This window comes from Ancylobacter lacus (genome assembly GCF_018390635.1).
GTDB classification, from domain to species: domain Bacteria; phylum Pseudomonadota; class Alphaproteobacteria; order Rhizobiales; family Xanthobacteraceae; genus Ancylobacter; species Ancylobacter lacus.
This window is the reverse complement of record NZ_JAHBGE010000010.1, coordinates 57,430-79,340: the sequence shown is the minus strand read 5'-3', so window position 1 is coordinate 79,340 and position 21,911 is coordinate 57,430. Positions and strand designations below refer to the sequence as shown.

The 21,911-nt window shown below is 70.2% G+C and carries 15 protein-coding genes and 1 tRNA gene; 2 read left to right on the top strand and 14 right to left on the bottom strand.

Going from position 1 to position 21,911, the window contains the following annotated elements; genetic code table 11:
• Window positions 1-281: 281 nt before the first annotated feature.
• From otnK to KHC27_RS03060, 10 genes are all read right to left on the bottom strand, one after another.
• Complete coding sequence (gene otnK, locus KHC27_RS03120; protein WP_213334911.1) at window positions 282-1,550, bottom strand: 3-oxo-tetronate kinase; 1,269 nt, start codon at window positions 1,548-1,550, stop codon at window positions 282-284.
• A gap of 13 nt (window positions 1,551-1,563) precedes the next feature.
• Window positions 1,564-2,472 (bottom strand): SMP-30/gluconolactonase/LRE family protein, encoded by a 909-nt coding sequence (locus KHC27_RS03115; protein WP_213334909.1) that lies wholly within the window; start codon window positions 2,470-2,472, stop codon window positions 1,564-1,566.
• Between the two features lie 24 nt (window positions 2,473-2,496).
• The gene (locus KHC27_RS03110; RefSeq protein ID WP_213334907.1) at window positions 2,497-3,216 is read right to left on the bottom strand and encodes an FCD domain-containing protein; all 720 of its coding nucleotides are present in this window, start codon (window positions 3,214-3,216) and stop codon (window positions 2,497-2,499) included.
• Between the two features lie 121 nt (window positions 3,217-3,337).
• Window positions 3,338-4,261 (bottom strand): 3-hydroxyacyl-CoA dehydrogenase, encoded by a 924-nt coding sequence (locus KHC27_RS03105; RefSeq protein ID WP_213334904.1) that lies wholly within the window; start codon window positions 4,259-4,261, stop codon window positions 3,338-3,340.
• A gap of 71 nt (window positions 4,262-4,332) precedes the next feature.
• Entirely contained in the window at window positions 4,333-5,331 is a 999-nt protein-coding gene (locus KHC27_RS03100; protein ID WP_213334901.1) for an ABC transporter permease, read from the bottom strand.
• Between the two features lie 4 nt (window positions 5,332-5,335).
• A complete protein-coding gene (locus tag KHC27_RS03095) occupies window positions 5,336-6,910 on the bottom strand; it encodes a sugar ABC transporter ATP-binding protein (RefSeq protein WP_213334898.1) in 1,575 nt (524 codons plus the stop codon).
• A gap of 46 nt (window positions 6,911-6,956) precedes the next feature.
• On the bottom strand, window positions 6,957-8,159 hold the full coding sequence (locus KHC27_RS03090; protein ID WP_213334895.1) for a substrate-binding domain-containing protein: 1,203 nt from the start codon (window positions 8,157-8,159) through the stop codon (window positions 6,957-6,959).
• 490 nt (window positions 8,160-8,649) lie between these two features.
• Window positions 8,650-14,745, bottom strand: coding sequence for an autotransporter domain-containing protein (locus tag KHC27_RS21830; protein WP_281416955.1), 6,096 nt, complete (start codon window positions 14,743-14,745; stop codon window positions 8,650-8,652).
• Between the two features lie 255 nt (window positions 14,746-15,000).
• Window positions 15,001-16,095 carry a TIGR03032 family protein gene (locus KHC27_RS03065; RefSeq protein WP_213334892.1) on the bottom strand — a complete coding sequence of 365 codons (1,095 nt, stop codon included), beginning with the start codon at window positions 16,093-16,095 and terminating at the stop codon, window positions 15,001-15,003.
• 201 nt (window positions 16,096-16,296) lie between these two features.
• Window positions 16,297-16,373, bottom strand: a tRNA-Arg gene (locus tag KHC27_RS03060).
• 314 nt (window positions 16,374-16,687) lie between these two features.
• Here KHC27_RS03060 and KHC27_RS03055 point away from each other — a divergent pair.
• Together KHC27_RS03055 and KHC27_RS03050 are read left to right on the top strand one after the other, a co-directional pair.
• On the top strand, window positions 16,688-17,587 hold the full coding sequence (locus KHC27_RS03055) for a thermonuclease family protein (RefSeq protein WP_213334889.1): 900 nt from the start codon (window positions 16,688-16,690) through the stop codon (window positions 17,585-17,587).
• A 20-nt stretch (window positions 17,588-17,607) separates the two neighbouring features.
• A complete protein-coding gene (locus KHC27_RS03050) occupies window positions 17,608-19,086 on the top strand; it encodes a M48 family metalloprotease (protein WP_213334919.1) in 1,479 nt (492 codons plus the stop codon).
• Between the two features lie 38 nt (window positions 19,087-19,124).
• On the opposite strand, the gene KHC27_RS03045 is transcribed toward KHC27_RS03050, so the two are convergent.
• The 4 genes from KHC27_RS03045 to KHC27_RS03030 all read right to left on the bottom strand — a co-directional run bounded on the left by KHC27_RS03045 (window position 19,125) and on the right by KHC27_RS03030 (window position 21,898).
• Window positions 19,125-20,003, bottom strand: a complete 879-nt coding sequence (locus tag KHC27_RS03045; RefSeq protein WP_213334887.1) for an RNA polymerase factor sigma-32 — start codon at window positions 20,001-20,003, stop codon at window positions 19,125-19,127.
• Between the two features lie 172 nt (window positions 20,004-20,175).
• Window positions 20,176-20,952, bottom strand: coding sequence for a CarD family transcriptional regulator (locus KHC27_RS03040; protein WP_343210818.1), 777 nt, complete (start codon window positions 20,950-20,952; stop codon window positions 20,176-20,178).
• Between the two features lie 198 nt (window positions 20,953-21,150).
• Window positions 21,151-21,486 (bottom strand): ferredoxin FdxA, encoded by a 336-nt coding sequence (gene fdxA / locus KHC27_RS03035; RefSeq protein WP_213334883.1) that lies wholly within the window; start codon window positions 21,484-21,486, stop codon window positions 21,151-21,153.
• A 118-nt stretch (window positions 21,487-21,604) separates the two neighbouring features.
• Entirely contained in the window at window positions 21,605-21,898 is a 294-nt protein-coding gene (locus KHC27_RS03030; protein WP_213334881.1) for an RNA-binding S4 domain-containing protein, read from the bottom strand.
• Window positions 21,899-21,911: the final 13 nt, after the last annotated feature.

Sequence of the window (21,911 nt, the reverse complement as noted above, 5' to 3'; positions counted from 1 at the left end):
GACCGTCGACTACGACACCCTCATCAAGTCCTGGCCCGCTACGCCCCCGAAGAAGGCGGCGAACTGACCCGGGTGCCCGGCCGGCGGCGGCTTTCTCCCCGCCGGCCCACGTCGCTGCCGCCCGCCTCTTCCGTAACGGAGGGGCGGGCGGACCTCGCCGCGGCCGGCGAGGCGCTTTTCCGGCCTTCCGGTGCGGCAGCCTGTTTCCGCCGCACCCGGCCACGGCCCCCTCGCATGCGCCCCGGCGACGGCCTTGTCTGGAAAACACGCGCGGCGCGGGATCAGCGCAGCAGGTCCCACGCCTTCAGGAAGAAGTCCTCGCTGCCGAAATTGCCGGATTTCAGCGCCAGCGCCAGCTTCGGCCCGGTGAGGCTTTCGGTCCATGGCACGCCGGGGTCGATCTCCGGCCCGATCCGCAGCGTGCCGGCGCCGAGCGCGCCGACCACGGCGCCCGCCGTCTCGCCGCCGGCTACGATCAGCCGGCCATAGCCGCGGGCGGGCAGCGCGGCCGCGACCTCGGCGAGCAGCGCCTCGACGCCATGCCCCGCCGCTTCCACGCCCAGCCGTTCCTGCGCGGCTTTCACCGCCGCCGGCTCCGCGCTCGAATAGACCAGCGCCGGCCCCTCGCCCGGGGTGGCGTCGAGAAAGGCCAGCACGGTTGCGGCATTCGTGGTGCCGTCGGCGATGGCGAGCGGGTCGATCCGCAGCGCCGGCACGCCGGCGGCGATCGCCCGCGCCACCTGCCCGCGCGTCGCCGCGGAGCAGGAGCCGGCGAGGATGGCGGCGCGGCCGGCCGGGGCGGCGATGGTGGCGGGCGGCGGCGTCAGCGCGGCGACGAGGCCGCGGGCGAGATAGGCCGCCGGCAGCCCGATCGCGATGCCCGAGCCGCCGGTGACCAGCGGCAGGTCGGCGATGGCGGCGCCCAGCGTGCGCAGATGCGCGTCGCTGATGGCGTCGAGCACGAGCGCGCGCCGGCCGCAAGCGGTCTCGCGCGCGAAGGCCGCGGCGACCGCCGCCGGCCCGGCATCGACATCGGCATAGGTCACGGCGCCGACCGGCAGCTCGGTCTGGCGCTGCAGCACCCGGCACAGATTGGCGTCCCGCATCGGCGTGAGCGGGTGATCCTTCATCGGGCTCTCGTCGATGGGCACGCCATTGACGAAGAGGTAACCGTTGTAGATCGAGCGGCCGGCGCGCGGGAAGGCCGGGCAGAACACCGTGAAATCGCCGCCGGCGAAGCCGAGCAGCGCCTGCGCCACCGGGCCGATATTGCCGCGGTCGGTGGAATCGAAGGTCGAGCAGTATTTGAACAGCAGCCGCCGCGCCCCCAGCGCCCTGAGCCGCGCCGCCGCGGCGAGCGACTGGGCGACGGCGCTCTCCGCCGCGATGGTGCGCGACTTCAGCGCCACCACCACCGCATCGACGTCGCCGACCGGCAGGTCTTCATCCGGCACGCCGTTGACCTGCACCGTGCGCAGCCCCTCGCGGGTGAGGGTGAGGGCGAGATCGGTCGCCCCGGTCAGGTCGTCGGCCACACATCCGAGCAGCATTGCCTGTCGTTCCTCAGGGGGTCTGCGCACCGCGCGCGTTGATGTAGACGGCGTAGAGCGAGGTGGTCGCGGCGATGAACAGCCGGTTCCGCTTCGGCCCGCCGAAGGTGATGTTGGCCACGGTCTCGGGGATCAGGATCTTGCCGAGCCGGGTGCCGTCGGGGGCGTAGCAGTGCACGCCGTCGCCCGCGCTCACCCAGAGATGGCCGCCGGTGTCGACGCGGATGCCGTCCGGCACGCCGGGGTCGATCTGCGCGAACACCTCCCCGCCCGACAGCGTGTTGTCCGCCGAGACGGCGAAGCGGCGGATGTGGTGGGGCAGGTGGGCGCCGTGGGAGCGGCCGGAATCGGCGATGTAGAGCTGGGTCTCGTCGGGCGAGAAGGCGAGGCCGTTCGGCTTGTCGAAATCATCGGCGACGAGGGTGAGGCGGCCGTCGGCCGGGTCGAGCCGGTAGACGTTGCAGCGGCCGATCTCGCTGTCCGCCTTGTTGCCTTCGTAATCGGTGAGGATGCCGTAGGGCGGATCGGTGAACCAGACGGTGCCGTCGGACTTCACCACCACGTCGTTGGGCGAGTTCAGCCGCCGGCCCTCGAACCGCTCGGCGAGGACGGTGAGGCCGCCGTCGGGTTCGGTGCGGGTGACGCGCCGGGCGCCGTGCTCGCAGGTGACGAGCCGGCCTTGCCGGTCGCGGGTGTTGCCGTTGGCGTGGTTCGAGGGAAAGCGGAAGGTGGCCACCGCGCCGGTTTCCTCGTCCCAGCGCAGCATCCGGTTGTTGGGAATGTCGCTGAAGAGGAGCTGGCGGCTGTCCGGGAAATAGACCGGACCTTCGGCCCAGCGCATGCCGGTGTGCAGCCGCTCGAGCTGGCACACCGGAATGATGAAGGTGGCGAAACGCGGGTCCGCCACTTCGAAATAGGACATCGGACGCACTCCCCGGAAGATGGCTTATGGTTTTTGCGAACGCACGGCCCAGTAATAGGTCTCGACATCGTGCAGGTGCCGGCGCATCGCCGCCTCGGCGCCGTCGGCATCGTGGGCGGCGATCGCCTGGAAGATCCGGCTGTGGCAGTCGCGGGCGTCGGCGAGGGCGCGCGGATTCTTCAGCGAGGTGTGGCGCTGGTCCTGCAGCAGGTCCAGCACGCCCTCATACAGCGCGATGATCACCGGATTGCTGGTCATCCGGGCGATGGCGAAATGGAAGGCGTCGTCGGTCTGGGCGAATTCCTCGAGGTCGTAGCCGGCCAGATTGTCGGCCAGCAGTTCCTCCAGCTCGGCGACCTGTTCGGCCGTGGCCATGCGCGCGGCCTCCCGGGCCAGCGCGACCTCGACCAGCAGGCGGGTCTGCTGGAAAAGCTGCACCCCCTGCGGCCGCGACAGCAGGAAACGGGCCGAGCCCGAGAGCTGGTCCAGAATGTCCCGCGGGTCGGGCTCGGTGACGCGGGCCCGCTCGCCGCCGCTCACCGAGATCAGCCCCTTCTTGTTCAGCCAGAGCAGCGCCTCCCGCACCGCCGGCCGGCCGACCTGGAAATGCTCCATCAGCTCCCGTTCGGAAGGCAGCGCGTCGCCGACCTTGAGCTCGCCGGAATAGATCATCTGGGCGAGATGCTCGGCGACCTGGTCGAACAGGCGGTGGCGCTTGATGGCGGGGAGGGGGGGTCGGCTCATTAAGATCATGCCCGCTGGTTCGGATGTGCTGCGAAGCGACTGTGTCGGTGTTTGCCCGCGGCGCCAAGCCGGCGCGGCCCGCCGCGCGGCAGCCCTGCATGAGGGAGCGGCCCCGCCGGCGTCAACGCCCGAACTCGCGGCGGATCTGCGCCTTGGCCGCGACCAGCGCCGCGAGCCAGCGATCCCGCCACAGCCGCCGCTCGGGCAGGCGCTCGCCGGGCACCGCGGCGCGGCGCTCCCGTTCGATGGCGGCGACCAGCGGCGCCGACCACGGGCGGGGGTCGGCCTGCTCCCGGGCGAGGCCGTGATACATCGGGCCGAGGTTGCGGCAGTATTCGGCGACGCCGGTCGCGGCGTTGAGGTCGATGGTCTCGAACGGCCCCATGAAGAACCAGCGCAGGCCCAGCCCGTCCGCCACCGCCTTGTCGACCTCGGCGGCGGAGACGATGCCGTCTTCCACCAGCCGGAACGCCTCGCCGAGCAGCGCGCTCTGCAGCCGGTTGACGACGAAGCCGTTGATCTCGCGGCTGAGGCGGATGGGCTCCTGCCCGACCGCCGTCATCAGCGCGCCGGCGAACTCCACCGCCTCGGCCGCGGTCCAGGGCGCCGGCACCAGTTCCACCAGCGGGATGAGGTGCGGGGGATTGATGGGGTGCACGACGAGGCAGCGCGCCCGGGTCGCGAGGCTCTCGGTGAAGGAGGAGGCCGGCAGGCCGGAGGTCGAGCTGCCGATCACCACCTGCGGCGGCACCAGCGTGTCGAGCCGGGCGTAGAGCGCCTGCTTGATCGGCAGGCGTTCGGGCGCGCTTTCCTGAACATAGTCCGCCCCGGCCACCGCCTCCTCGAGGCTCGCCGCGGTGGCGATGCGGGCGAGGATCGCCTCCGCCTCCGGCGTGCCCGCCAGCGAGCCGCGCACGAAGGCGACCGCCGCCTCGGCGGCTTCGGGCGAGGGGTCGTGGACCACGACGTCATGGCCGGCTCGGGCGAAGACGAGCGTCCACGACGATCCGACGACGCCGCAGCCGATGATGGCGACACGAGACATGGCGAGAACTCCGGGTTTCGGGCGGCGGCGCGCCGGCGCGTTTGGGGCGGTGTCTTTTGGAAGCGATCCGGTCAGGTCGACGCCGACACGGCGGCCTTGCGCCGGCGGATGGCGGCGTAGACGGACAGGCTGACGGCGAGGATGAGAATCCCGCCATTGAAGAAGTATTCGATGTAGAACGCCGCCCCGAGCTGCTGGACGCCGGAGAAGGAGAAGGCGAGCACCAGCACGGCCAGCACCGTGCCCGGCACGTTCACCCGTCCCGGGCGGATCGAGGTGGCGCCGAGCAGCACGCCGGCAAAGGCCGGCAGCAGGTATTCCGGCCCTACCGAGGGGGTGGCGGCCCGCAGGATGCTGGCGAGCAGGATGCCCGCCAGCGCGCAGAGCAGGCCCGAGCCGACGAAGGTGCCGATGACGTAGTTCGCCACGTTGATGCCGGAGAGCTCGGCGGCGCGGGCGTTCGAGCCGATCACATAGAGGCTGCGCCCCACCGGCATCCGCTCCAGCACCAGCCACAGCAGGCCGCCGATGACGGCGACATAGAGCGCGGTGACGGGCACGCCGTTGAGGAAGCCGGTGAGCCCGGTGAAGCTGTCGGGCAGGCTGAAGCCGGGAATCTGCTGGCCGTCGGTGTACCAGTTCGAGATGCCGTAGAGCAGCGAGCCGACGCCCATGGTGGCGATGAAGGCGTCGATCCTGAAGCGGGTGACGAGGATGCCGTTCACCAGCCCGATGGCGAGGCCGGCGACCAGCACGATCGCCGCCGCCGCCGGCCAGGGCAGGGCGGCGTTGACCTGCAGCCCGATCGTCAGCACATGGGCGAGGCCGATGTGATAGCCCACCGACATGTCGAACCGCCCCGTGGTGAGCGGCAGCATCACCGCGAAGGCCAGCAGCGCGGTGATCGACTGGCTGGTGAGCAGGTTGCCGATATTGCCGCTGGACAGAAAGGTGCTGGGCCGCAGCGCCGTGAACAGCGCGAGGACGAGCACGAACACGACCAGCAGGCCATAGGTCGAGACGAATTCGGACAGCGCCTTGAACGAACGTCCGGTGAGTGACTGGGGCATGGCGCTATCCTCCGAAGGCGGTGGCGGCGGCACCGTCCGGTGCGCGGGATGCAGGGGCAGCGCCTTCCGGCGCGGGTGGCGTGGCGCCGCCACCGAGCGTCGAGAGCGCGATCAGCCCGTCGACGGTGAGGCGGCTGCCGGAGAGTTCGCCGGCGGCGCGGCCGCGATCGATCACGAGGGCGCGGTCGCAGAGCGTGGCGACCTCTTCGAGGTCCGAGGAAATGACGAGGATCGCCCGTCCCGCCGCGGCGGCTTCCCGCAGCATGCGGTGGATGGCGATCTTGGCGCCGATGTCGACGCCGGCGGTGGGCTCCTCCAGGATCACCACCCGGGCGTCGGCCTCCAGCCAGCGGGCGAGGCAGACCTTCTGCTGGTTGCCGCCGCTCAGCCAGTCGATCAGCGCGGCCTCGTTGCGGGGGCGGACGTCGAAGCGGTCCAGCCGCTCCCGGGTCTGCCGCCGCTCGGCGGCCGGGCTGGTCAGGCGGAAGGGCGAGCGGGCGCGGATGAGGGGATTGGGGAACAGGTTCTCGATCAGGCTCATGCCGGGAAAGGTGCTTTCGCCGGTGCGGTCGCCGGCCAGCAGCACGATGCCGGCGGCGATCCGCTCGCCGATGCGCTCGTCGGCGCCGAGCCGGCGGCCCGCCAGCGTCATCGTTCCCGCTTCCGCCCGTTTCGCGCCGAACAGGGTGCGGCCGACCGCTTCCTGCCCGCCGCCGCGCAGCCCGACAAGGCCGAGCACCTCGCCCGGCCGCAGCGTGAAGTCCAGCGGGCCGCGGCGGTCCACCACCAGGCCCTCCACGGTCAGCACCGGCGCCTCCCGGCGCGGGGGCGGATGGCCGCGATGGCCGAGCTCCACCGCGCGGCCGAGCATGTGCTCGACGATGCCGCCGCCGGTGATATCGGCCATGGCGCCGGTGTGCACGTTGCGGCCGTCGCGGAACACGGTGATGCGGTCGGCGAGGCCGAACAGCTCGTGCAGGCGATGGGAGACATAGATGATGCTGGCGCCCTGCTCGCGCAGGCGCCGCATCGCGTCGAACAGGCGGTGCGCGTCCTGTTCCGGCAGGGCGGCGGTCGGTTCGTCCAGCACCAGCACCTTCGGGGTGTGGGCGAGGGTGCGCACGATGTTGAGGATCGCCTTTTCCGGGGTCGACAGCGTCGCCACCAGCCGGCGCGGGTCGATCGGCGGAATCCGCATCGTCTCATAGATCGCCGAAGTCTGGCGCTGCACGCCGCGCCAGTCGATCAGCCCGTGCCGGCGGGGATAGCCGGCGATGAAGGCGATGTTCTCCGCCACGCTCAGATCGTCGACCAGGGCGGGGTCCTGATGGACGAAGGCGAGCGGCAGGTTGCGGCTGCGCGGCTCGACCGGGGCGCCCTCGAGGCGGATCTCGCCCTCGTCGGCGTCATAGACGCCGGCGAGGATCTTGATGAAGGTCGACTTGCCGGCCCCGTTCTCCCCGACCAGCGCGTGGATTTCGCCACGCGCCAGCGAGAAGGACACGCGGTCGAGCGCCAGCGAGCCGTAGAAGCGCTTGGTCAGGCCGCGCACGTCCAGCAGCGGCGAAGGGTCGGTCATCGCGGTCATCCGGGGACGGGGAAGGGAGGCCGATGGCGGGCCGCGCTCAGCAGGCGTTCGCCTTGTTGCGCCACACGTTCAGGTAGTGGCAGGCGAAGCCGTTGCTCGGGATGAACTCGTTCTTGTCGCCGCCTTCCTTGTCCACATTGTCGCGGGTGACGAGGTAGACCGGCTGGACGAAGCGGGCCGGCTCCTGGCCCGCCATGGCGCGCACCACCGTGTCGATGGCCTGGTAGCCGAACAGGGTGGAGGGCTCGGGAACGGTCGCGACCTCGTATTCGCCCTTGCGGATCATGTCGTAGGCCGAGGGCGGGCCGTCGGCGCCGACGAGATGGACCTGGGACGGGCTGACGCCCGAGGCGCGCAGGGCCGAGGCGATGTAGGGATAGAAATTGTCGCAGCAGGTCGTGCCCCACCAGTCATTGCCGTAATTGGCGATGACGCCGGAGATCACCGAGGGGATGCGCTTGGTCTGGTCGGCGATCGGGATGTTGATCATCTCGAGAAAGCTGCAGCCCTTGCAGTTCTTCACCGGGTCGGTGGCGGCCTGCGCCTTCAGCCGGGCGATGGCGAAGCTGTTGTCGAGGAAGTGCAGCAGCCGCGCCTTGCCCTCGGACTTGGCGATGACATAGGCCGCCTGCGCGCCGCCGATCGCCACCGGATCGGACCCGATGTTCATGAACAGGTTGGTTTCCGGGTCGGGGCCGGGAAAGGCCGAGGAGTGGATGCCGATCACCGGTATGCCGGCGTCCACCGCCTGCTTGATCGGCCCCTGCAGCGCGCTGGCATCCGCCGAGGTGATGATGGCGGCGGGCTTCATGGACACCGCCTGCTGCATCGCCGCGAGGGTGCCGGTGACGGTGCCCTTGCCGTTCAGCGTCACGGCCTTCCAGCCGAGCGTCTCGGCGGCCTCGGTGACACCGCGGCCCCAGTTCACGAAGGATACGTAGGACTGGTCGGCGGAGACATAGACGACGGTGACGGCGTCGGTGGTGGCCTGCGGGCCGGTGGTCGGGCCCTTCCATTCGGTCTGCGGGCCGGTGCTGGCGGCGACGAGGGCCTTCGCCTCGTCGAGGCTCATCGTCTTCACGACCTCTGACTTCGGCCAGGCCGGAAACGGCTTGGCCAGGGTCTCCGCATGGGTCGGGAGGGCAAAGCCCGCGACGGCAAGGGTTGCGCCCATGGCGAACACAGCCGCGCGCAGGCGCCGCCGCGCCCCGCTGCGGGACGCAGGAATAGCGAAGTCCATCCTTGGTTCCTCCTGATGTGCCGGCCCGTCTTGTGCGGGCTGTGGCCGTCACGATCATCGCGACTGTCGACTAGTATGACAGGTCGATAGGTTGACCGTCAACACGCGTTATACGGCGGATGCCGTAGGTGCGTACCCGCGAAAGTGGTCTGCCGATGTCGCGACCCCCCGCGCACGACCGGCAGCCGCTGCGGCGACGCCACCGGTGGCGGAAGATTCATTGGGTGGGGAGGGATGTTCTGCCGCCTGGGGCGCCTTGGCGGGCGAGGCCGAGCGAGCGGCAGGGCGGTGGGGCCACTCGCGCGCGGCCGCCGGTACTGTCCGGCGAGGAGCGTCGCCTGCCGCCCGACCACGCTCAGGGTTGGGCGCATTGAGACCAACGGGGCTCGGCAGGAGGAGAGCCGGCCATCCCGATGCGGTTCGGAACGGCACGCAGGGGAGGGCGTCGGTTCGGCGCCGCCGAGCGCGTCCGGTCAGCCTGCCTCCCGGCTCAGAATCGTATGCTCAGACGGGCCGCGACGTTGCTCTGCTGGGCGTCGGAGGCGAGCTGGCCGGTGTAGCGCAGCGAGATGTCGGCGAGCGGCGAGATCGCGTAGGCAAGGCCCACCCCCACCAGCGCCGCGTCCTCCGCCACCGGCACGCCCGAGACGGTGAACCCCACATTGCTGCCGGTGAACTGCGCCGTCGCCTGCGGGGTGATGTCGCCGAAGGCGTGCTGCCAGCCCAGCGTCAGCTCCGGCCGCAGCTCCCGCCCGCCGATCTCGACGGTGCCGGACAGGCGCACGCCGAGGGTCGAGTAGGTGGTGCTCATGTCCTCCTCGCGGGTCGAAAGCTCGGCGGCGCCGCTGCCTTCCGCGAAGGTGGCGCCGTCGACATGGACATAAGCAAGGCCGACGAAGGGTTGCAGCACCCCCTTCGTTGCCGGCGGCGCGCCCAGCGCGGTCAGCGCGATGTCGTAGCCGGCTTCAGCAAAGAGCTGGCCGCTGCCCACCGTCGCGTCGGAATGGGCCGAGGCGGAATAGCCATCGAAGGCGATGGTCCGCGAGACATCCACATCGTGCCAGGCATAGCCGCCGCCGAACCGGGCGGTGAAGGCGCCGGCACGGGTACCGGCGTAGACACCCAGGTCGTAGCTGTTCATCGTGCCCTGGGAATCGCGGCCGTCGACATCGAAGGTGGAGTAGCTGTAGCCGCCATAGACGCCGAGCCGCCAGCCCTCCGCCACCGCGGCGTCTATGCCGCCGATGGCCCCGCCGATGCTGTTGGACACCGAGGCGGCATTGCCGTTGCCCGAGGTGTCGCCCCAGCCGCCGAAGCCCTGCATCCACATGATCGGCGCGAGATTCGGCCCGAGCGCGGCGGTGGCCGGCCCGTCCGCCGGCTCCCCCGTCCCGGCGGGCGCGAAGGCCTGCCGCAGCCGCTCGCCCACCGCGTCGCGGACATAGGTCGACTGCTGCTGGATGACGGTGGAGGTGGAGGCGTAGATCTCGCCCGACAGCGCGTTGAAGGCGGGTGCCGAGGCCCCGCTCTCCTGCGAGACGATGGCGTCGTAGAGACTGTTTCCCGGCCCGAGCGATTCGACCGCGGCGGCGACCGCCCGCTCATTGGCGGTGTTGGCCTCGTCGGCGAAGGCGACGCCGTTGCGCTCCAGCGTGAAGGTGACGGCGTCGGTACCGTAGCTCATGTCCGGCGCGAGGAAGGCGAGGTTGGTCAGCACCGTGGTGAAGCTGCCGGTTATCCCGCCCGCGGCGGTCAGTACCGTCACCGGGGCCATGCCGGCGTGATAGAGCCCGGGCGCCGCCACCACGTCCAGCACCGCGCCGTTCTCGATGGTCGCGCTGCCGCCGGCCGCCACCAGATCGTGCGCCCCGCTTGCCGTCATGTCGGCGACGAAGGTCGAGCCGCTGGCGAAGGCCGCGTTGCCGGTGATGTTCAGCGTGCCGGGGGAATAGCCCGGCGAAAGCCGGCCGCCGCTCTCGACATCCAGCGCGCCGACCGTGCCGCTGCCGCTCAGCGTGCTGCCGCTGCCGACGACGAAGGTGGCGGCGCTGGTGGCGCCCGAGGCCAACACCAGATCGCCACCCGCCAGTTGCAGCGTGCCGGCGAAGGCACTGCCGGCATAGGTCGCCGTGCCGCTCGCGATGACCAGTTCGCCCGACCCGCTGAGGGCCGCCGGCAGCGCATAGGTGCCGGACAGGGCGTAAACCAGCCGTGCCTCGTCCACGATGGCGCCCGACAGCCAGCCCGTGCTGCCGCCGTCGCCGACCTGCAGCGTGCCGTCCTCGATGCGGGTGCCGCCGCCCGGTGCGGCGGTGCCGGTGAGGAGCAGCGTGCCGGCGCCGGTCTTGGTGAGCTGGCCCGAGCCCTCGATCGTGCCGGAAAGGCCGAGGGTGGCCCCGCCGGCGACGTTCAGCCCGCCGCCATTGGGGCCGACCGTCACCTCGCGCGCCGAGCTGAAGCTCGCCGTCGCGGCGAGCGTGCCGCCGTCGAGCGTGATGCCGCCGGAGGCCGCGCCAAGATTGGCGTCGCGGCTCACCGCCAGCGTGCCGGCGCGGACCCGGGTGCCGCCCTGGAAACTGTTGTCGCCTTCGAGGACCAGCGTGCCGGCGCCGGTCTTGGTCAGCCCGCCCGTTCCGGCGATCGGCACGTCGATGGTCGCGGTGGTCTCGGCGCCTTCGACCCACACGCGGCCGGCGCCGGTGAGTTCCAGCCCGGAACCGGGCGTGGCGGGGTCGGCGATCAGAACATAGCCGCTGCTGGCGAATTCCAGCGTATCGAAGACGTGGGTGCCCCGCACGTCCACAGTGCCGGCCGCGCCGGTGAACACGCCCTTCTCGCCGGCCCAGTTCCCCACCGTGCCTTTGGTGACGTCGTACCAGCTGGCGGAGGTGGCGTCCCACACGCCGTCCCCGCCGGCGGGGCGGGCGGCGCCCGCGGTCCAGGCCTGGAGGGTGCTGCCGTCGGTCAGAACGACATCGACCCGGCCGCGTGTCGCGGTGTCGATGCTGGCGCTGTAGCCCGCCGGCACCTCGGCAACCGTGATGTCCTCGCTCAGCGCGCCGGTGTAGGTGAACAGGCGGTAATAGCCGCTGTCATTCTCCGGCGCCCCCGCCAGATCGAGCGCCGTCGTTGCCGAGAGATCGCCGGAGACGGCCGCCACCGCACGAGTGCCGGCGGAAAGGGCGAGCGTGGTGGTGGAGCCGCTCTGCAGTGTCAGCGCCCCGGTTTCCAGCGCCCCCGAGAGGTTGCCGCCCGACCCGACGGTGACCGGACCGAGAATGCGTCCATCGCCGGTCAGGTTGCCGCCGGCGCCGACGGTCACTCCCGCGCTCGAGAGGGTTGCGCCCTGGCCGAGGTCGAGCGTGTCGGAGGCCACATCAACGGCACCGGACAGCACGTTCTTGCCGAACAGCGACAGTTGGCCGCCGCCGGAGAGGGACAGCGACCCGGCGCCGGAAATGCCCTCCACGACGGTCAGCGTCTGGCCGGCGGCGATGTCGAAGACGCCGCCGGAGCCACCGATGGTGAAGGTGTGGACGGAAGCGAAGCCGTTGGTCACGGCGAGCGTGCCGTCGTCGAACAGGACGGTGCCGCTGCTCGCGCCCAGCGCCGTATCGGCCGCGACGCTCACCGTGCTGCCATTCGCGACCCACAGTCCGTCCTGGAACGAATTGGCGCCCGTGAGGGTCCAGCTACCCCCACCCGTCACCAGCACCGTGGAGGCGCCCGTCGCGATGTCGCCGGAGACGACGCCGTTACCGGCGCCCGCAAAGGCCAGGTCGAAGTTGCCGCCGATGCCGCCGCTCAGCGTCAGCTCGCCGGAGGCCGCGGTGATGAGCGTGGTCGCGGCAAGGGTGATAGGCCCCGCCAGGCTGTTGGTGCCGGACTGGTTCATCAACGCGCCGGACCCGTTGGTGCCATGGCCGGAGAGCGTTACCGGCTCCGCGCCGATGGCGATCCCGCCCGCGAGCGCGAGGGTCGCGTTCGCGGAGACGGTGGTTCCGCCATCCGCCGTGCCCAGCGCGGTCGCGGAGGCGGCCACGAGGGTGCCGCTCTCGATGCTCACGCCGCCGGTGAAGCTGTTCGCCCCGCTGAGCGTCACCGTGCCCGGCCCGTTCTGCACCACCGAGCCACTGCCGGAAATCGTGTTGGCGACGGTGGTCGCGCCGGGCTCGGCGAAAGCGAGCGTGCCATTGTTGACGATGTCGCTCGTCAGCGTGCCGGTGAGCGTGCCGTTGCCGAGCTGGATCGTGCCGTTGGCGATGACCGTGTTGCCGGTGAAGGTGCTGGCCCCGGCCAGGATCAGCTTGCCCGGCCCGTTCATCGTCAGGCCGGAGGTGCCGGTCAGCGGCGCGTCGATTTCGGCGCTGCCGTCCGACACCGACACCGACACCGATCCGGTGGGCGAGGCGAGCACCAGCGGGTCGCCGGTGACGGTGTAGCCGTCTGAGGTGAACTGGAGTCCCTGGACCGATATGTCGCCGGCCTTGCCGTTGAGCGTCACGGTGCCGCCGGGCCCGTCGAATACCGCCGTCTGGCCATTCCAGACCAGATTTTCGGCATTGTTGTACGAGAGCCAGTCGGCGTTCGTCTTGTTCCAGTTGCCGTTGCCGAGCGTCCACTTCAGCCAGATCGGGGTCACGTCGAGAACGAGGCCCTGGCCGGTGATGGAGAGGTTGTAGTCGTAGCCGGGCGGCGCGGTGTAGGTGAAGGTTCCGCTCATGCCGCCGGGGTCGTTGGCGATGAGGACATAGCTGCCCCCGGTCATGCCGGCATCCACGACGTTGAGGGTCGTATTGTCGAAGGTCGCGGTCCCCGAGATGCCGACGGTGGGCGCCCTCTGGTGGTCATTGGCGAGGGTGACGGAAAGGGTCGAGCCGCTCGCCATGGTGAGGGTGTCGATCAGCACGACGGGCTGGTAATTGCCCTGCCACGGCTCCGCGATGCTGAACGTGCCGCCGGCATTGACGGTCAGGTTGTTCACGGTCGCGCTGCCCGGCTGTGCCGAGACGGCGAAGGTGCCGTTGTTCACGGTCACCTGGCCGAGCTTGACGTTGGCCTGCGTCAGTTCCAGCCCGCCCGTGGTGATGAGCGTCGACGGGAGTTCGCCGGTGCCGGTGAGCTGCCAGATCGCGGCGCCGCTCGTCTGCACCGTGCCGAAGCCGACGAAGGTTCCGTTCGGCCCGAAGGAGCCGGCGTCGAAGCTGCCGGCGGTGCTGCCGGCGAGAAGGAAAAGGTCGTTTGTGCTGGCAGCGGTCACCGTGCCGTTGATGGTCGAGCCCGCGAAGAGCGCGAGGGTGTTCCAGCCGCCGGTGAAGGTGATGGCGGGGGCGGTGCCGCCATCACCTGTGCCGCCGCTCACCGTTCCGTAGACATAGACGCTGAGATTGCCGCCGACGATGCCGGTGCCGCCGACGGCGCCGGCCACGCCGACGTCGCCCGCGCCGCCGGTGACCGTGCCGTGGACATCGATGGTGGAATGATTGGAATCGCCGATGACGACGATGCCGGCCCCACCGGGCCCTGCGACCTTGTCGGCGCCACCGGCGCCGCCCGTCACGGAGCCCTTGACGTTGATGCTGGGTCCGGCGAAGCCGTTGCTGCTATAGGCAGTGATGCCCGCGCCGCCGGTTCCGTTGCCGCCGGAGCCGCCCTTCGCCTGGGCGCTCTCGCCGATGGTGAGCCCGATCTGGCTGTTACCGCCCGGCGCGATGACGATGCCCGAGCCGTTCGCGCCGGCCTGCGCCGTGTAGTTTCCGCTCGAGGTGCCTGCCGCGCCGCCGCTGCCGCCCTGGGCCAAACCGTCGAGGGTGATTGAAAGCTGCTGCTGGGCGGAGATGAACAGGCCGTGGCCGCCGGCACCGCCATCGCCGCCGACGATGATGTCGCTGCCGGTCGCGTCGCCGCCGCGCCCGCCGCCGCCGCCGATCACGGTGCCCACTGTGGTGCTGCTCAGGCCGGTGAAAGCGAAGCCATAGCCGCCGGCACCGCCGCCGCCGCCATCGAAATAGGTCTGGTTGGCCGTGTCGACGCCACCCTGGCCGCCGATACCGCCGTTACCGCCGGTGGCATTGTTGGGACCGTTGGAGCCGCTATAGCCGTGGGCGCCGCCGCCGCCGCCGAGCCCCCACTGGCTGGAGGAGGCGCTTTGCCCGTCGCGCCCATGGCCGTTTCCGCCGCCGGCGAGATGGTCGTCGCGATCCGCGGCGGTAGCGCCGCCCTGCCCGCCGATCCAGCCCGCCCCGCCGCCGCCGCCGCCGCCATAGAGCTTCCAGCCGCCGTCGAGCGACGTCACACCGCCGTCCCCGCCGCTGCCGCCAAAGCCGCCGGTGCTGCCAACGCCGCCGCTGCCGCCGACGTTGTTGGTGCCGGAGCCGCCGCCATCCCCGCCATTATTGCCGGCCCATGCCACGTCGCCGAACTGCACGATCGCCGGCGCCAGCGCCAGGCCCGCGCTCGCCACCGCCAGCGTGGCGGCCCGCGGCAGCGAGAGGCGGGGGAGCGAGAGCAGTGCCGCCGACCGCAGCAGAGTGGTCCTCAGGCGGGAGCGCGTGGCGGGACCGTGCGATGGGCGGATCGGGAACATGGATACGCTACGTGGCTGTGGGCAACCTTCGGGGTGTCGGGCCGGACGCGCGCCGATCGGTCGCGAGAAGGGTTCTCGCATGCCGAAGCCGGCCACAGGGCTCGACGTGACGACGGGCGCCCGGCCTGATCGCGTGGTGCGAAGCTGACCCGGCCCGGCTCCCTGGATCACGCAGCGGAGCCTAAAGGTAGCACACCACCCGATTCAATTGAATTTTCGACCGGCGCCGTCCGTCCGTTGCCGCACCGCCCCCGCCTAGCTCTGCCACCGGTCGGTGCAGCGCTCCGGCGCCTCGATGGTGAGGAGATTGGCGAAGTCCGGGCCGCGAATGGGCGCGACCATCGGGCACGCCGCGCCCGGAATGGCGACCACGTCGAACAATTCACGGATGACCGTGTCGCAGGTCAGCCACTCCACCACGTCGCCGTTGGCGAGGTTCACGATCATGATGCCGCAGCGTGGATTGACGCCGCGCCGGGTCAGTTCCTCGTCCAGCGGCAGGCCGGCAAAGGTGGAGTAGCGCGGCAGCGAGAGCGTCACCAGCGCGTGGCCGTCATGGAAGGAGAGGCCGCGCAGGAAGCCGGGGCAGAAGGCGATGTCCTCGCGGGCGCCGGTCGCCGGGTCGACGCGGACGAGATAGCCGCGGCCCGAATCCAGCACGTAGAGCCGGCCGCGGTAGAGGCGGGGCGAGTGCGGCATGGTGAAGCCGTCGGCGACCACCGCATTGTCCTCCACCCGGATGACCATCCCGCTGCCGATCCGGCGGTCGCGCCAGCCATCGACCGCATCGGTGCGGGCGCAGCAGGTGACGTAGCGGACATGCCCGCTCTCGGTGGCGAGACCGTTGAGGTGGCAGCGGTCCTCCGCCGCGAGCCTGGAGATGAAGGACGGCTTCCAGAGCGGCCGGAAGCTGTGGCGCTCGCTGAAGGTGGCGAGGCAGGAATGACGGGTGTTCACGAACACCACGCGCCCGCCCGCCTCCACCGCGATCTCGTGGGCATCGACATCACCGGTGATGTTGGCCTGACGGGCGACGAAAAGCCGGTCGAAATGGTCATTGGCCATCTCGCCCGGGGCGAGCACGTTTTCGAGCCGCCAGATCTGCACCATGGAGGCGAGGTACAGCCGGTCGGCCTCGTACCACAGGCCCATGGCACGCTCGAAATCGCGCCGGAAGAAGGAGATACGTCCGTCCGGCAATCGGCCGATGAGGAAGAGCTGCCCGGCCTGATAGGACGACAGCGCGAGGCTCACCTGATGGCTGGCCAGCCAGGTGCCGAACCCGCGCGAACAGGCGATGTCCGGCATGTCCGGGACCGGCGGGGCGTGGGAGTCGGCAGTCTGGTTCACGGCACGGTCCGTCGTCTGTCGGGCACTCTTCGTTTAGAAGAGAGCACGTCGACCGGCGCAAGCGAAAAGGTGGTGCCATAGGGTGTGGCGCCACCTCGGCTCTTGCCTCTCCCATCGCCCCCATGGGGTTCAGGATGGCCAAGGCCGCAGGGCCAGTCGCGTCGATGAGAGCCCGGTGAACGGGTGGGATGCCGTGTGCAGTGGTGTCCCGGAAGGGAATCGAACCCCTGACCCCAGGTTTAGGAAACCTGTGCTCTATCCTGCTGAGCTACCGGGACGTCTGCTTGATCGGCGCTGCCGGCCGGACCCGCGGGCCGGTCGACGCTCAGGCTTATGGTCCAGATACCCTGTCCGGTTCAAGTCCTCCACCGTCGCGCCTGTGATCTAACACGTGGGCTGCGCCAAGGCGACAGGGGGCTCTCTCGCCCGCGGCGCGAAGCCTCGCCGTAACAACGCGGATGCGGCCGGCGGACGCCGCGATCCCGGCGCCCCGGCCGCGGGATCAGAATCGCGTGGGCGCGCGTGCCCGGATGGGCTATAAACAGGGAAACTCTCTCGTTTGTATCATTTCTCTGAGATCCGCAGCTTCGCCATGGCAGTCGCGTGTCCCCGGACGAAGGGTCTGATGGGTGGCGGGGAGCTTCCGGGTCGCCGCGCACCTGCCGCCGCCTTCCGCTTTCATGCCGTTCTGGCACTGGCGCTGCTGGTGTCGGCGCCGGTGGCCCGGGCTGGCGTCGCGGAGGCGTCGGTATGCGGCCTGGGATCGGGTGAGAGCGCGCGGATCGCCGCCGTGCTGGAGGCCGGCGACCTTCGGCTGGAGGATGGCCGCACCGTGCGTCTCGCCGGCGTGGTGACCGATTTCGGTGAGGACGGACAGGCCGCGGCGCTGCGGGCCGTCCTGGAACGACGGCTGCAGGGGCAAACCGCCCGGCTTTATCCGGCGGGCGATGTCGACCGCTACGGCAGGCAGGCGGCCTATCTCGTCGCAGGCGAGGCGGGCGGCCGCACGCTGCAGGAGGAGCTTCTCGCTGCCGGCCTCGCGGTGTGGCGTCCCGGCGAGGCCACCGGACCCTGCCGGGAAGCGCTCGCCGTTGCGGAAGGCGCTGCGGCGCGGGCGCGACGCGGGTTGTGGCGGGTGTTCCCGCTGCCGGCCCGCAATCCGGCGGCGGTTTCCCGCTTCGAAGGCCGCTACGCGATCGTCGCGGGTCGGGTTATGAGTTCCGGCCAGACCCGGCAGCGGGATTACCTCAATTTCGGCCCGGTTTGGCGCAAGGACTTCACCGTGCAGATTCCGGGCGGCGCGCGCCGGGCTTTCGCGGCGCTCGGTAAGGAGCCGCAACGCCTTGTGATGGGCGATGTCTCGGTTCGCGGGGTAGTGTTTGAAGAGGGTGGGCCAGCCATCGAGGCGTGGCTGCCCGAACAGGTCGAGAGGCTCGCCACCGGCCGGGATGCCGGGGCGGACGAGGGAAAGGCGGAGGCGGTCGAGCGGTGAGCGTGCGCTTGGCGCGACGGATGACGGCGGTGTCGGCTGCGGGGCAGGGCGTGCGGGCGCTCCTGCTGATTGGCGGCCTGCTGCTGCTTGCCGCCTGCTCCAGTCTCGACGCCCAGAACGCGCCCGACACCGGCGCGGCGCAGAAGCCGCTCGCGCTGGAGGACACCCTCACCCCGGCCCAGCGCAAGGAGCACGAGCGCCTCGTCGCTTCCTATGGCGGTTCGTATGACGATCCCAAGCTGCAGGCGCTGATCCAGAACACCGTGACCCGGCTCGTGGCCGCCTCCGAGCGGCCGGACCTGCGCTACCGCGTCACCATCCTCAATTCGCCGGCGGTGAACGCCTTCGCCCTGCCCAATGGCTCGCTCTATGTGACCCGCGGCCTGCTCGCGCTCGCCAATGACACGTCCGAGCTGGCGTCGGTGCTCTCGCACGAGATGGCCCATGTGATCGCCAACCACGCCGCGATCCGTGAGGACCAGATGAAGCAGGCGGTGCTGGTGAGTCGCGTCATCTCCGATGTCGTGAACGATTCCGACCTCGGCGCGCTGGCGCTGGAGAGGAGCCGGCTGTCGCTGGCGAGCTTCTCGCGAGCGCAGGAGCTGGAGGCCGATGCCATTGGCGTCGGCATCAGCGCGCGCGCCGGCTTCGATCCCTATGGCGCCTCGCGCTTCCTTACCGACATGGGGCGCCAGGCCAGCCTGCGGTCGACCGATATCGGCCGCAGCTCGACCCCCGACGCGACGGACTTCCTCGCCAGCCACCCGGCGACGCCGGAGCGTATCTCGATCGCCATCGCCAATGCCCGCGAATACGCGTCGCCCGACAAGCCGGGCGAGCGCGACCGCGACATCTATCTCGCCGCCATCGACGGCATGGTTTATGGCGACGACCCCAAGGAAGGCTTCATCCGCGGCCGGCGGTTCTTCCACCCGAAGCTCGGCTTCACCTTCACGGCGCCGGAGCATTTCACGCTGGAGAACACCCCGCAGGCGGTGCTCGGCGCGACGCCGGACGGGCGGGAGGCGCTGCGGCTCGATGCGGTGCGCGTGACGGGCGACCAGAGCCTCGCCCAGTATCTCTCCTCGGGCTGGATCGACGGGGTGGAGATCAACTCGGTCGAGAGCCTCGTGCTGAACGGCTTCCCCGCGGCAACCGCGGTGGCGCGGGGCGACCAGTGGTCGTTCCGCATGTTCGCCATCCGCTTCGGCACCGATGTCTACCGCATGATCTTCGCGGCCCGCGAACTCACCCCCGAGGTCGACGCCGCCTTCCGCGAAGCGGCGGACACCTTCCGGCGGGTCTCGATAGAGGAAGCGGAAAAGGTGAAGCCGCTGCGGGTCCGCGTGGTGAGCGTCGGCCTCACCGACAACATCGACAAGCTCGCCGCCCGGATGGACGTTCCCGACAAGCCGCTGGAACGTTTCCTGATCATCAATGGGCTCGACCGCGCGGACAAGTTGTCCTACGGGCAGAAGGTGAAGATCATCGGCGATTGAGCCCTGGCCCGAACGGGGCCTGCTCGCGCGCGTGGCGGTCAGCCCGCCGCGCTGTTCATGGCGCCGCCATGGGTGAGCGCATGGCGCAGCTTCTCGATGGCGCGATTCTCGATCTGCCGCACCCTCTCCTTGGAGATGCCCAGCCGGGCGCCCAGCGCCTCCAGCGTCGCGCCCTCCTCGGTCAGGCGGCGGGCCCGGATGATCCGCATCTCCCGCTCGCTGAGATCCCGCAGCGCCAGCGCCAGCCAGCGCCGGCGGCGCTCCCCGTCGATCCGGGTCGACACCTCTTCATCGGGTAGCGGATCGTCCGCGACGAGCTGGTCCAGCCGCTCGGCCGCGCCATTCTCGTCGGCGCCGAGCGGGGCGTTGAGGGAGATGTCGTGGCCGGCGAGGCGCGCGTCCATCCGCGCGACATCCTCGAGACTGACCCCGAGCGAGGCCGCGATGGTGCGCAGCATCTCGTGACCGCCGGCTGGCGTGGCGCTGTCGGCCTGCAGCCTCTCCAGACGGGCGCGGATGCGCCGCAGATTGAAGAACAGCGCCTTCTGGCCGGAGGAAGTGCCGCCGCGCACGATGGACCAGTTGCGCAGCACGTAATCCTGCACGGAGGCGCGGATCCACCAGCTTGCATAGGTGGAGAAGCGGACGTCGCGCTCCGGCTGGAAGCGGGTGGAGGCCTCCAGCAGGCCGACATGGCCTTCCTGGACCAGATCGGCCATGGGCAGGCCGTAATTGCGGAAGCGCCGGGCGATCGCGCCGACGAGGCGCATGTGCGAACGGATGAGGGCGTGCAGCGCGACTTCGTCCCGCTTCTGAATCCAGCGGTTCGCCAGTTCCTGCTCCTCGGCGCGTTCAAGCAGAGGCGCCTTCATCGCTGCACGGGCGAGATGATCGCGCCCCACCATCTGGTCGCTCATGTACGTCTCCCGCGAGGAGGCCGGCGCGAGGCTTCGCATCAACGCGGCGAAGGCGCGACGACTCCCCGGGAGAACGCGGCGGCAGACTGCCGGTTCCACCGGTGAGCGGGCAGATACGAAAAAGCCCGGCGTGGGGCCGGGCTTTTCCTCGTCATCCCTGGTGGCGCGGTGGTCAGGCCGCGGCTTCCTCGGCTTCGCTGTCGTCGACATCGGCCTCAGGCTCGGCCTCCTCGCCCTTGCCGACGCGGCGCGGACCCTTCTGCAGGTTCTGCTCGATCAGCTTCACCGCCTCGGTTTCCGTCAGGTTGTCGACGGCGGCGAGTTCGCGGGCCATGCGGTCGAGCGCGGCTTCATAGAGCTGGCGCTCGCTGTAGGACTGCTCGGGCTGGGCTTCGGAGCGGTAGAGGTCGCGGACGACTTCGGAAATGGCGACGAGGTCGCCCGAATTGATCTTGGCCTCGTATTCCTGGGCGCGGCGGCTCCACATGGTGCGCTTCACGCGCGCGCGGCCCTTGAGGGTCTCCAGCGACTTCTTCACGACGACCGGCTCGGACAGCTTGCGCATGCCCACGGAGACGATCTTCGGGACCGGGACCCGGAGCGTCATCTTGTCCTTCTCGAAGTGAATGACGAACAGTTCGAGCTTGAAGCCCGCGACTTCCTGCTCCTCGATCGCCATGATGCGCCCGACACCATGGGACGGGTACACGATGTGCTCACCCGTCTTGAAACCCTGGCGGATGTTGGACGGCTTCTTCGTCGACATGCTGAGCCTGCTCCCGGGTCCTGTCCGATCAGGGGCCGCGCGACCTCGACAACGCGACCCAGGCCCGCGAACACGTGCGTCCGCGGGCAGTATGAACTCCGTCTCCGGCAGGGCCGAAGGCGCTGGATCAGCCGATGGAGGAAATCCGGACCGTGACCGCCGGGTGCCGTTCCGCACCAGGATGTCCTAAACCCGATTCAAATTCCTGGGGGATCGCTCCAGAGAGGGAGCGCTGCCGCATAATAAACCCGATCGACTGCACGAGGGTTCATATAGCACAATTTGGCAAAAAATCAAAGCACTCCCGCGCCGCAGCAGCGGGCAGGAGTACACGGCCGCGTCGGACGCGTCGCAAGGGGCGGGCGGGAAAAGCCGGCCGGCTCAGTCCTGCTTACCCGGTTCGGGAGAGAGATACTGTAACTTGTCGGCCACACCGTCCCATTCCTTGGCGTCAGGGAGGGCGTCCTTCTTCTGGGTGATGTTCGGCCACACCTTGGCGTAGTCGGCATTCAGCGTCAGCCACTTCTCAAGCCCGGGCTCGGTGTCCGGCTTGATCGCCTCGGCGGGGCATTCCGGTTCGCAGACGCCGCAGTCGATGCATTCGTCCGGGTGGATCACGAGAAAATTCTCGCCCTCGTAGAAGCAGTCCACGGGGCACACCGACACGCAATCGGTGTACTTGCACTTGATGCAATTTTCCGTGACGACGTAGGGCATTCTCGATGTCTCCAGGCGGAGCGTGTGATTTAACCCCGCGGGGTTTCCCCGTAGCGCAGGCGCTCAAGCGGCGCAAGGCTCATCCCGGCGGATGCGGTGTGCGAAAGTCGAAGGGCTGTCATGAAGAGGTTTCGGGGCCGGAAGGCTCCGTCACCTCCTCCATATAGAGCGCGCTGGCGGATTCCGCATCGCCCCGCCTCTCGGCAAAGCCGGTGACGCGCAGCAGGCGTACCCGCGAGTCGAGCGCGACGGTGACGACATCGCCGAGCCGGACCACATGGGCCGGGGCCTTGGTCCGGCTGCCATTCACCCGCACGCGCCCGGCCTTGACCAGTTCCGCCGCGGCGCTGCGTGTCCTCACGCAGCGCGCATGCCAGAGCCATACGTCGAGGCGGGGACGTTCTGCGGACAATGGACCTCCGGGG